Consider the following 11,678-nt stretch of genomic DNA (forward strand, 5'->3'; position numbering starts at 1 on the left):
TCGAGATGGCGCGGTACGGACAAAAAGCCAGCACGAAGGTCGAGAAGGCGATGCACGAGAGGAAACATGGAACCCTGCGCAGCGGCCGGTCCGGCAAGAAGGTGACGAGCCGGAAGCAGGCAATCGCCATCGGACTGTCGGAGGCCCGCCGCGAGGGCGGGAAGGTCCCGCGCAAGGCGGGAGGCAAGAAGAAGTAGCCTCCCACCCGACGAACGACCGGGGAGCGGACGCGGCCAGCGTCAACGCGCGAGGAGCGTGAGCTTCTTCTCCCCTGTCCAGGTGGGCGTCTCGAGACGGTAGGAATCCCCCCGCTCACGCTCAGGCCCTCCTGATCCCTCCGGATCCCAGAGTGGGTCTGCCCCACGTTGAAGGACTACGGATAGAGGTGCATCCGCCCGGCCGCGGGCGGACGAACGCCTAGGACTGGGTCAACTCGCGTCCAAGTCAACCTGAGCGTCGTCGCCTTGACCGTTCCGCCTCGCGATCCGTAGCTTGTCCGCTCTTCCCCCTTCCTGGAGCCCAGGCAAGCTCATGGCAGAACCCGACCTCTCCCGTCTTCGCATCCAGCGCGATGATCCGGCGCCGAACCGCGGTCGCGGGCCGTGGCTGTGGATCCTGATCGTGGCCTTGGTCGCTGCCGCCGGGATCGCATGGGCGACCCTGCGGCCCAAGGGCGTCGAGGTGCAGACGGCGACGGCCTCGGCCACGGGCGGGGGGACCGCGACCGCGGCAGGGATCACCGCCAATGGCTACGTCGTGGCACGCACCAAGGCCTCGGTATCGGCCGAGGTCATGGGGCGGCTCGAGTACCTCGGCGTCCAGGAAGGATCCAAGGTAAGGAAGGGCGAAGTGATCGCCCGCATCCAGAGCGCCGACTACCGCGCCGCGCTCAACGCTGCTCGTGCGCGCGCGCAGCAGCTGCGACTCGAGACCGAGCAGGCGCAGCGCGATCTCGAGCGCGCCGAGCGGCTCCATCGCGAGAACGTGATCGCGATCACCGAGGTGGAGACCGCGCGCACCAAGAAGGCCTCGCTCGAAGCGCAGACCCAGGCGGCGGTCGCGCAGGTGGCTCAAGCCGCGGCGAGCCTCGAGCACACCAACGTGCGCGCGCCATTCGCCGGCACGGTGCTACGCAAGGACGCCGAAGTCGGCGAGATGGTGGCGCCATCGTCGGCCGGCGGCGGGCTCACCCGCACCGCGATCGTCACCATGGCCGACCTGTCGACGCTGGAGGTCGAGGTGGACGTGAACGAGGCCTACATCGCGCAGGTCTACACGGGACAGCCGAGCCGCATCACGCTCGACGCTTATCCCGATACGTCCTTCACGGGCGCGGTTCGTCAGGTGGTGCCGACGGCGGATCGCCAGAAGGCGACGGTGCAGGTGAAGGTGTCGATCCTCGATCGCGATCCCCGCATTTTCCCGGAGATGGGCGCCAAGGTGGAATTCACCCGCGGCGAGGGCGACGCCATGGCCAACGCTCCGCGCCGCGTGCTGGTGCCGTCCAATGCGGTGACCCAGGGCAGTGATGGCGCCCGGGTGTGGGTGATCGAAAACGAGAAGGCCACGTCGCGCACGGTGGATGTCGGACCGGCGCGCGGCAGCCAGGTGGAGATCCGCCGCGGGCTCGCCGGCGGGGAGCAAGTGGTGCTCGACGCGCCCGCGGGAATCAAGGAAGGTGCGCGGGTGCGGATCAAGGGCAGTGGATAGGAGGAATCGATGGCGCTGATCGACATCAAAGACGTGCGCAAGATCTATCGCCGCGGCAACGAGGAGGTCGTGGTGCTCGATGGCCTCTCGCTCTCGATCCAGGAGGGCGAATACGTCGCGCTCATGGGACCCTCGGGGAGCGGCAAGACCACCCTGCTCAATTTGATCGGCGGCGTCGATCGGCCGACCACCGGATCGGTGAGCGTGGGCGGCACCGACATCGCCAAGCTCAAGCCGCGTGATCTGGCGCGCTGGCGCTCGCGCAACATCGGCTACGTGTTCCAGCTCTACAACCTGATTCCGGTGCTGACCGCGCAGCAGAACGTCGAGCTGCCGCTCCTGCTCGTGAAGATGAGCGGCAAGGAGCGCAAGGATCGCGCCCAGCACGCGCTCGGGATCGTCGGCCTGGGAGACAGGGTCAAGCACCTGCCCCGCCAGCTCTCGGGCGGCCAGGAGCAGCGCGTCGCGATCGCGCGCGCGCTGGTGAGCGATCCCACGGTGCTGCTCGCCGACGAGCCGACCGGCGACCTGGACCGCAAGGCGGCCGAGGAGATCCTCACGTTGCTCGAGCGGCTGAACCGCGAGTTCAAGAAGACCATCGTGATGGTCACCCACGACCCGCATGCCGCGGAGCGCGCCCGCCGCCGCCTCCATCTGGAGAAGGGCGTGCTCGAGTCGCAGTCCGGCGCCTATCCGGTCATGGCTCCGGCGTAGGAGACGATGTGAACCTGCTCTCGCTGATCCTCGTCAATCTCGGCCGCAACAAGCGGCGCACCGTCCTCACCATGATGAGCGTGATGATCGCGCTCTTCCTGTTCTGCGCCTTGCGCGGCGTGCTCGACACGTTGAACGAGTCGATCAAGATCGGCAGCGAGTCGAAGCTCATCACGCGCAACGCGATCTCGCTGATCTTCCCGCTTCCGCTCTCCTACCGTGAGCGACTGGCCACCATTCCCGGCGTTCAGGAGGTTTCGTACGCCAACTGGTTCGGCGGCCGTGATCCGGTCGACAACAGCAACTTCTACGCTCAGTTCGCCGGGTCCGAGAACTACCTGACGATGTACCGCGCGGACTACGACATCATCGCGTACGACAAGCCCCCGCCGGGGGCCGCCGTCCCGCCCGGGATGGATCCGACGCTCGCCGCGTACATGCTCGAACGCGAGGCCTGCGTGGTCGGCGAGAAGCTCTTCAAGCGCATGGGCTGGAAGCTGGGCCAGCAGGTGAAGGTCTCGGGCACCATCTTCCCCGGCACCTGGACCTTCAACATCCGCGCGGTCTACCGCGCCAAGGATCCGCAGTTCGGCGAGGAGGCCCTGTTCTTCCACTGGAAGTACCTCAGCGAGAAGGGCATGGGCGGCCAGGGCCAGGTCGGCTGGTACACGCTTCAGCTCGCCGACCCGGGCCGCGCCGGAGACGTGACCCGCGCGGTCGACGCGCTCTACGAGAACTCGGCCGCATCGACGCACACCGAGACCGAGCGCGCGTTCCAGGCCGGCTTCGTCAGCATGTACGGCAACGTGCCTTTCCTGATCGGCGTGATCGGGCTGGCGGTCGTCTTCGCCATCCTCATGGTCGCGGCCAACACCATGATGATGGCGACGCGCGAGCGCACCGCCGAGGTCGGCGTGATGAAGACGCTCGGCTTCGAGGACGGCACCATCTTCCGCATCGTGCTCGCCGAGGCCGCGGTGATCACCCTCGGTGGAGGCATCATCGGGGCATTGCTCGCCAAGTGGGCCATCGAAAGCTCGGGATTCAACGCCGGCGGCCTGCTGCCACCGATGACGGTGAGCTGGGCCACCGTCGCGACCGGCGTGGGCATCGCCGTTCTGATGGGCGCCACCAGCGGCATCATTCCCGCCGTGCAGGCGTCGCGGCTCAAGATCGTCGACGCGCTGCGTCGCGTCGAGTAGGAGGAGTCATGGCCATTCCGATCATCTACAACGTGCGGAACGTGATGCAGCGGCCATGGACCACCCTGGCCACCGGCTGGGGCATCGCCATGGTGGTGATGATCCTGGTCGGCGCCTTCGCCCTGGCCTCGGGCTTCCAGGCGGCGCTGGTGGAGAGCGGCTCGCCGAACAACGCCATCGTCATGCGCGTCGGCGCCGACAGCGAGATCAGCAGCGGCGTGGGACGGGATGCCGCCAACATCATCAAAGCCCTGCCCGACATCGCGACCGGCCCCGACGGCCGGCCACTGGTGAGCACGGACATGGTGGTGCTCACCAATCTGCCGCGGCTCGGCGGCACAGGCGGCAGCTCGAACGTCACGATCCGCGGCATCGATCCGGCCAGCCTCACGCTGCGCGATCAGGTGAAGGTCACGTCCGGAAGGATGTTCACGCCGGGGACCGGCGAGGTCATCGTCGGAAGGCGGATCTCGCCCCGTTTCCAGAACCTCGCCGTCGGGAATCAGATCCGGTTCGGCCAGCAGTCCTTCAACGTCGTGGGTCTGTTCGAGGCCGACGGCTCGGCGTTCGAATCCGAGATCTGGGGTGACAACGCGGTGCTGATGCCGGCGTTTCAGCGCACCGATGCCTTTCAGTCCGTGACCTTCCGCATGCGCAATCCCGGCCAGTTCGCCGAGCTCGAGAAGCGCCTCGAGGCCGACCCGCGCCTCGGCGTGCAGGTCAAGACCGAGCGGGCATTCTATTCCGAGCAGTCGGCGCTGCTCGCCAACATGATCCGCTTCGCCGGCGTGCTCATCACCCTGATCATGGCGATCGGAGCGATCTTCGGCGCCATGAACACGATGTACGCCGCCGTCAGTCAGCGGACCCGGGAGATCGCCGTCCTGCTCACGCTCGGCTTCTCGCCCTTCTCGATCATGACCTCGTTCATGGCGGAGTCGGTGATCCTGTGCCTGATCGGCGGGGTCCTCGGCGTCCTGCTGGCGCTGCCGATCAACGGCATCACCACCAGCACCACGAACTGGTCGTCGTTCAGCGAGGTCGCTTTCGCCTTCCGCGTGACACCGATGGGAGTGGCGCTGGGCCTCCTGTTCTCCGTGATCCTCGGCGTGGTGGGCGGCTTCCTGCCCGCGCGCCAGGCGGCAAAGCAGTCACTGGCGGGGAGCCTGAGGGCGGCCTAGCGGACCCACCTCTCAGCAACCTCGCCGCGCCCCTGCTGGCGACACCGTTCCACCTGAGCCAAGAGCCGTGAGTGGTCCCATGATCTCCTCATCGCCATTGGACGCATTCATTCCACACCCTGACGTGCGCGAGCGTTTTCACACGACGATCAAGGCGCCTGCATCGCTCGTGATGGATGTGGCCGCGAACTTCGATCTCCAGGCTCTCCCTCTCGTGCGCGCCATCTTCCGGCTTCGGGAGAAGCTCATGCGAGCCGAACCGTCATCGCCACGCAAGCCACAGGGACTCCTCGCGGAAATGCGAAGCCTGGGCTGGGGACTGTTACTCGAGGAACCGGCGCGTTTGATCGTGTGCGGGGCCACTTGTCGTCCCTGGCAGGCGAACACAGTCTTCACGCCGATCGCGCCCCAACGGTTTGCGTCGTACGCCGAGCCCAATGAGGTGAAGATCGCTTGGACCCTCGAAGCGGAGGCTCTCGGTGCCGCGCTCACACGGTTCAGCCACGAGACACGGGCCGTGGCGACAGACGCAGATGCCAGGATGAGATTCCGTAGCTACTGGCGGTGGGCTCGCTTCGGCATCGTGACCATCCGGATCCTCCTGCTGCCTGCCATCCGGCGCGAAACGGAACGCCGCTGGGCCGAGGAGGCGACCCAGCCCCGATGAAAGGGCCAGCTCTACCGCCAGGCGGTTCCACGACCCCTTGCGCGCGGCGTCCCCAAAGTCACGGACCGCTCAACTGGAGACGCGCCCGATCCATCCCCTCGCTTTCAGCTCCTCCACGATCCTCGCCGCAGCCGCTTCCGGCGTTTCGTGGTCGGCTCGGACGATGAGGTCGGGATCACTCGGGGCCTCGTATCGGCTCTGCACGCCGGGAACCGTGGTCGCGTGTCCTTCACGCGCCGCGCGGTAGATGCCCTTCGGATCGCGCGCCATGCAGGTCTCGAGCGGGCAGTCCATCAGGACTTCCAGGAATCGCGGGATCACGGCGCGTCCTCCTTCCCGGTGGACTCGCCTCGGCGCGGTCGCGTCGAAGATCACTGCCACTCCGTGGCGCGCCAGCAGGGCGCCCAGGTGGGTCACCGCGCGATAGAACACGTCGCGTTCCGTCTCGTCATAGGTCGCCGATGGCGTCAGGATGGGGCGCAGCGCGTCGGACTCGAGCACTTCGGATTCCACCCCGGCCGCGGTCAGGGCATCGACCAGCGCGCGGGCCACGGTGGACTTCCCCGAAGCGGGTAGGCCGGTGATCCACACGGCGAAGCCGGCGCTCATCGTGGGCCTTCGAGCGCGGCATCGATTCGCGCGAGGTCGAGGCCCGACGATTCCATCATCGCTCGGGCAAAGTGGATCAGCCGGGCTCGTGTCGGCGTCGCCAGGGTCGGATACCAGACTGGGCATGCCATGACCAAGGCCCTGAACGCCATGAAGGGAGGCACCACGTCCAGCAGCTCGGAATCGCCGCTGGACTGCAGATAACGCCGCCAGAAACGATCGAACAGGCCCCGAAGCGCGCCTTCGAATGGGCGCTCCTCGTCGAGTCCGAAGAAGAGGTAGTTCATGGTCAGCGCCGCCACGTCGTCCGCCGGCTCGCCCCAGGCGCTGCGCGAGCGATCGAGTAGCGAGAAGTCCGTTCCGTCGCGGAAGAGGATGTTCCAAGGGTGGAAGTCCCCGTGCACCTGGGCGAGGCGATGCCCACGGGACTTGAGCCGCCAGCGCCAGCGCACCGCGTGATGCTCGATGGCTTCGAGCAGCGCCGGCGTCGCCACGAGGTCGGCCTCCGGGTACGCGTCGACCACCCCCATGATGCACTCGCTGTGACCCAGCAGCTCGCGGACGCAACGGACGTACAGGCCCGCCTCGCCGGCTCTGCGGCGATGAATCGCGACCAGGTAGTCGCACAACGCGTCGGCTCGAGCCACGTCGAGGTCGGCGGGGGCGGGACGCTCCCGCATTCGCTCGAGGTCCTCCACGTACTCGCGGCCTGCCACGTACTCCCGCAGGCCGAAGAACTCGCGCACTTTCCCGAGCGAGATCAGCGCGTCGCCGCGGTCACCACCGACGTCGAGACTCTGGACATGGCGTGGAAGATCGTTGAACGTGAGATGTCCAAGCAGCAGGACCTGCGCGCGATCCGCCATCGTCTCGTGACCGAAGCGACCGGGCTTCACGGTCTCGATCACGGCGGAGTGGCGAGCCCCACGTCGCGTGTAGTCCACGCGCAACGGCTTTCCATAGCCATAGCCCTTGAAGGAGTCGTTTGAAGACTCGCCCAAAGGGACGAGGTCCATCACCTCCACGGGTTCACCGAATCGCGACTCCAGGTAGAGGCGGACCTTCTCTTGATTCATTCGCTACCTCCCGCGGCGCACGCCCGGGCGTCGACCCTCGGCTGGGGTTTCTCCTGGCGGCGGCCGAGTCCAGCATGGCGATGCAGGGCGTGGCGTCTTCGGATATGCGAGCGAGCCCCGCGGGCGGCTTGCACCGCCCGCGAGGCCGCCGCCGCCGCAAGGTGCTGAGCTTGTTCACTCTGGCGACCCACCGACTCGAGGTGGCGCGACGTGTGCGAAGCGTCCTTCCGGACTCGTGCTTCGCCAGATCCGGCAACGCCTCGTTCATTGCCGGGCCGCGCGCGCGCCGGGTTGGGGATCCCCCAACCGCAGTGGTCACTCATCGGACCCTCGCAGCAGCACAGTAACGAGCATGCATCGGCCGGGCCACACGACGTGCGGGCCAGCAGGCAGAGATAGACGGTTACTGACTTCCGAACGGGATGACACCGTGTCACGGGCCTGACGGAGTGGCAGCCGGACGGCTCGCAACCTCGATTCCGCCAGCACCGGCACGAAGCCTCTGAGACCAGGCGAGTGAATGTCGTCGACCGCCGATCAAGCTCGAGCGCGAAGAACACGTATCAGCCACTTACGACCTTCCTCGAGCCCGAGGATCATGAGAGGGAACGTGAGCAGCAACGCCCAGTCTCGCAGGTGGAGAGGAGCAAGACCAAAAGCGCGTGCGAGAAAGGGCACGTGGATCAGAGCCAACAGGAGAACGACCTCGCACCCTACTCCTATCGCGACGAGCGGGTTGCTGAAGAGCCCCACTTTGAGGACCGACTCGCGTTGCGTGCGACAAGCGAAGACGTTGCCGATCTGTCCGGCCACGATTCCGGCCAGGGTCATCGTCGTCGCGCGGGAATAAAGGCTTCCTTCACCCGCCATCGGAAGTCCCGGTCGCCAACCGGCGGTCCAATAGACCGAGAAGAAGCCAAACATCGAAAGCGCCGCTTCGGCGAGACCGAGGAATGCGTAGGCATGCATCAGGCGGCTGGCCGGGAGGAGCCGTTCGGTACGAGGCCGGGGGGGCTGATCCATGATGTCCGGCTCCGGGCGCTCCGCTCCCAGAGCGAGCGCCGGCAGAAGGTCCGTGCCGAGATCGACCGCCAGGATCTGCATCACCGTCAGGGGAAGGGGCAAACCGAAGAACACCGCCGCCAGAAACGGCACGAGCTCAGGCACGTTCGAGGCAAAGATGTACGTGACGAATTTGCCGACGTTCGCGTACACGCTGCGGCCGTGCTCGATGGCGACGACGATCGACGCGAAGTTGTCGTCGGTCACGACCATGGCCGCCGCCTCCCGCGCCACCTCCGTTCCGCGACGCCCCATCGCGACGCCCACGTGGGCGGCCTTCAGAGCGGGCGCGTCGTTGACCCCATCGCCGGTCACGACCACGATCTCTTGTAGCTCCCTCAGCGCCTGGACGACGAGGAGCTTGTCGGAAGGCGAAGCGCGAGCCACCAGTGCGTTCGGTCCTCGAACGAGATCGTGGAGCGCCTCGCGAGGCAGATCCGCCAACTCTTTGCCTGTCACCACGCGATTCACCTGGAGCCCCACCCTCGCCGCGATGTTCGCGGCCGTACGTGGGTCGTCCCCGGTAACCATGATCACGCGGATGCCTGCCCGGCGACACTGCGCCATGGCCGCGGAGACCTCGGGACGCGGGGGGTCCCAGAGCGCCACCAGACCCAGAAGGACGAGGTTTCGTTCGACCGCGTCTTCCTGCATGCCGGGCTTCCATTCCCGGGCCTCTCGGGTCGCGACCGCGAGCACCCGGAGTCCTTGAGCGGCGAACCTTTCGTGCTCGGACAGGGCCATCGCGCGGAGGTCATCGCGAAGAGGTCGCGTCCCCTCATCGAGTTGGATCCTTTCGCACAGCGCGATCGTCTCGCGAGGGGCGCCCTTGGTATAGGCGGCGAGAGGTTCGCGATGAACCAACGTCATTCGCTTGCGGAAGGAGTCGAACGGATACGGCGCCTCGATAGGTCGCGAGGCCCGAAGTCCCTCCGGGTCGAGGCCGACCAAGGCTGCGGCCTCGATCAGTGCGCGCTCCGTCGGATCGCCGTGGGTGAGGGTGGCTTCCGAGGCCAAGACGGCGGCCTCGAGCAATTCGCGGACGGCCTTGGGTGGATCACCAGGCTGGCTTGGATCCCAGAAGCGCCCGGGAGTCCAAACCCCTCGGGCCTGCATCCGGTTCTCGGTCAGAGTGCCGGTCTTGTCCGTGCAGATCACGGTGACCGCGCCGAGGGTCTCGACGGCCGAAAGACGCCTGACCAGGCTTCCACGCCGCGCCATACGCTGCACCCCCCACGCCAGGGCGAGCGTGAGCGTTGGCATCAGCCCTTCGGGAACGTTGGCGACGATGACGCCGAGACCAAAGAGGAGAGCTTGGGGCACGCGGAACAGGCCCGAGCCGATGCCGATGAGAACGAACCCTGCACCGAACGAGAGCGCCAGGATCGCAACCACTCGAGTCACGCGGCCGAGTTCGCGTTGGAGCGGACTTGGCTCTTCGCCGACCTCCTGAGTGAGTCGCGCGATTCGGCCGACCTCGGTTCTCATTCCGGTCGCGGTGACGACCAGGGATCCGGAGCCAACGACGACGCCGGTCCCGGCGAACGCGAGTTCGTGTCGCTCTTCCATGGGGAGCGATTGATGCTCGTGCCCCTTCGCCGAAAGCTTGAACACCGGGTGCGACTCGCCACTCAACGGCCCTTGATCGACGCGCAGACGCTCGCTTTGGACGAGCTGTCCATCGGCTGGGATCTGGTCGCCTTCCTCGACGTGCACGAGATCGCCGGGCACGAGGGCCCACGCCGGCACGCGGGTCGACGCACCGTCACGGATCACCGACGTCGTGTGAGGCAGAAGCGCCTCCAGCGCCTCCATGGCGCGCTCGGCGCGATACTCCTGCAAGAAGGCGAACACACCGTTGACCAGTAGGACGGCCAAGATCGCCCAGCCCAGCGGAGCCATGCCCGCCACGAAGGCGAGGATGCCGCTGATCCATAGAAGCAACGCGAACAGGTTCGCGAACTGGTCGAGAAGACGCCATGCCACGGCGCGGCGGCGCACGCGCTGGAGCTGATTCCGTCCCAGTGCTCGAAGCCGTCGCTCCGCCTCCGCCGTCGTGAGACCTGAGGAGCCGGTGCCGAGAAGCTGGTAGAGATCCTGCTCGGAGAGCGATCTCTCTCCGCTGGCGTTTGCGGCATTGCGGATGACTTCGTTCAACTGCTCGGCACTCGTTGCCGAGCGCGCCCTCGCGGCGACCTCGGGATCTTGAAAACAGGCGAGCAGTCGGGAAGTCAGACGAAGGGCTTGGTCGCATCGATCGAGCGGTGCTCCCAGCACGGCGATCAAGTCGACCCGCAAATCAGAACCATCCAGAGTCGACGGGTGCTGAAGCTGAACCCAGTGGAGCTCGGGCGGTCGGTGGTCCCCGGTCAGTGCATGGACGAGAGCAACCCCAGGGGCGATGACCAGGACGCGGGGATTGGCGAGTGCGGCCTTCCCCAATGCATCCAGCACCTCGGCAACCGACTCGACCGGCCCCTCGAGGCGAATCCCCCCCGCGCTCCAGGTGATCAGGTGAGGTTCGACTCTGGCGGGGTCAGGCGCTGGACGATGAACGTCAGCCGGCAGGGCCATTCGCTGCATCAGCGGAGAACGTCACGCGATAGGGAGATGAGACGGGCGATCACCTCTTGAGCTTCACCACCCTGACCGGGGTGATCAAACGGCTGGCGACACTACCCATCATCAGCTTGTCGAGGCCCGAGCGAGGGCCGCCCGAGAATGAGGCGAATCGTCAACACCGATCAGTATCTCATTGCGACCCCCTCTCGTCGTCCTCTCGCGACTCCGGCTCCGCCAGAACGAGTTGCTGACTCCTTCGACTGGGGCATCCTGCCACCGTCCACGGACAACGTCTTGGGCAATTCTTCGCTGACGCTGATGCGCGACGTGATGACCGCGGCGACGGGCGGCTGAACTTCCCGCAGCCGCCACGACCCGCGCCGGTGCGGATCACTGATCACATCCCCGTTGCCAAGGCTGGCACGGGTGTGCGTCTTAGGATGGTGGCAACTCGTCGGTGAGTTCCCGGATCGGTGGCGCGCCCACCTCGGCGATCACCTCTCCCGTCACCGCCAGAGGTTGGTACCCCGACAACGCAGGCATGCGCTCCTGCATCCAGCGCTCGGCGAGGCGTGCGCACGCTTCGCACGCCGCGCCGTCCTCACACTCGAGCACGATCGCCAGCCCTTCCGGAGTCTCCAGCAGCAGGAATCGCTGCAGCCCGCGCACGGACCGGAGAAGCTCCTCCACGTCCTGCCGTACGGCTGCCAGCCTCCCGGCTTGGCCCGCGAACCCGAGGTATAGGCGGATGTCGACAGTCACGGCAGAACTCCTGTGGGTGCGGGCATGAGGGAACATCGATCGGTGGAAGGATGCAGGCGCGGAGGCATGAGCGTCAGTTCAGAAGAGTCGTCCGGACGATGCGCTGGTTCGCACCCTGGGTGAGCCGCACGAA

10 protein-coding genes are annotated in these 11,678 nt (G+C 66.7%); 6 read left to right on the plus strand and 4 right to left on the minus strand.

Translation table 11 applies throughout. The annotated features are described in order from the left end of the window. The 6 genes from VFQ05_00875 to VFQ05_00900 all read left to right on the plus strand — a co-directional run. On the plus strand, positions 1-197 hold a 197-nt coding region (locus VFQ05_00875), incomplete at its 5' end, for a DUF6496 domain-containing protein (protein HET9325305.1). Positions 198-531: 334 nt separating this feature from the next. Continuing rightward, complete coding sequence (locus tag VFQ05_00880; protein HET9325306.1) at positions 532-1,710, plus strand: efflux RND transporter periplasmic adaptor subunit; 1,179 nt, start codon at positions 532-534, stop codon at positions 1,708-1,710. Positions 1,711-1,719: 9 nt separating this feature from the next. Beyond that, entirely contained in the window at positions 1,720-2,424 is a 705-nt protein-coding gene (locus VFQ05_00885; GenBank protein ID HET9325307.1) for an ABC transporter ATP-binding protein, read from the plus strand. 8 nt (positions 2,425-2,432) lie between these two features. Next, on the plus strand, positions 2,433-3,626 hold the full coding sequence (locus tag VFQ05_00890; GenBank protein HET9325308.1) for an FtsX-like permease family protein: 1,194 nt from the start codon (positions 2,433-2,435) through the stop codon (positions 3,624-3,626). Between the two features lie 8 nt (positions 3,627-3,634). Beyond that, positions 3,635-4,807, plus strand: a complete 1,173-nt coding sequence (locus tag VFQ05_00895) for an ABC transporter permease (protein ID HET9325309.1) — start codon at positions 3,635-3,637, stop codon at positions 4,805-4,807. 541 nt (positions 4,808-5,348) lie between these two features. Next, on the plus strand, positions 5,349-5,474 hold the full coding sequence (locus tag VFQ05_00900; GenBank protein ID HET9325310.1) for a hypothetical protein: 126 nt from the start codon (positions 5,349-5,351) through the stop codon (positions 5,472-5,474). A gap of 69 nt (positions 5,475-5,543) precedes the next feature. Here the strand turns inward: VFQ05_00900 and cysC are convergent, their stop codons facing one another. The 4 genes from cysC to VFQ05_00920 form a co-directional block, all read right to left on the minus strand. After that, entirely contained in the window at positions 5,544-6,083 is a 540-nt protein-coding gene (gene cysC, locus VFQ05_00905; GenBank protein HET9325311.1) for an adenylyl-sulfate kinase, read from the minus strand. Further along, positions 6,080-7,159, minus strand: coding sequence for a phosphotransferase (locus VFQ05_00910; protein ID HET9325312.1), 1,080 nt, complete (start codon positions 7,157-7,159; stop codon positions 6,080-6,082). The genes cysC and VFQ05_00910 overlap by 4 nt, the downstream gene beginning before the upstream one ends. Positions 7,160-7,696: 537 nt before the next feature. Next, positions 7,697-10,378, minus strand: coding sequence for a cation-transporting P-type ATPase (locus VFQ05_00915; protein ID HET9325313.1), 2,682 nt, complete (start codon positions 10,376-10,378; stop codon positions 7,697-7,699). A gap of 840 nt (positions 10,379-11,218) precedes the next feature. Next, on the minus strand, positions 11,219-11,545 hold the full coding sequence (locus VFQ05_00920) for a hypothetical protein (protein ID HET9325314.1): 327 nt from the start codon (positions 11,543-11,545) through the stop codon (positions 11,219-11,221). Between the last annotated feature and the right edge of the window lie 133 nt (positions 11,546-11,678).

Source organism: Candidatus Eisenbacteria bacterium (genome assembly GCA_035712145.1).
Lineage (GTDB): Bacteria > Eisenbacteria > RBG-16-71-46 > RBG-16-71-46 > RBG-16-71-46 > DASTBI01.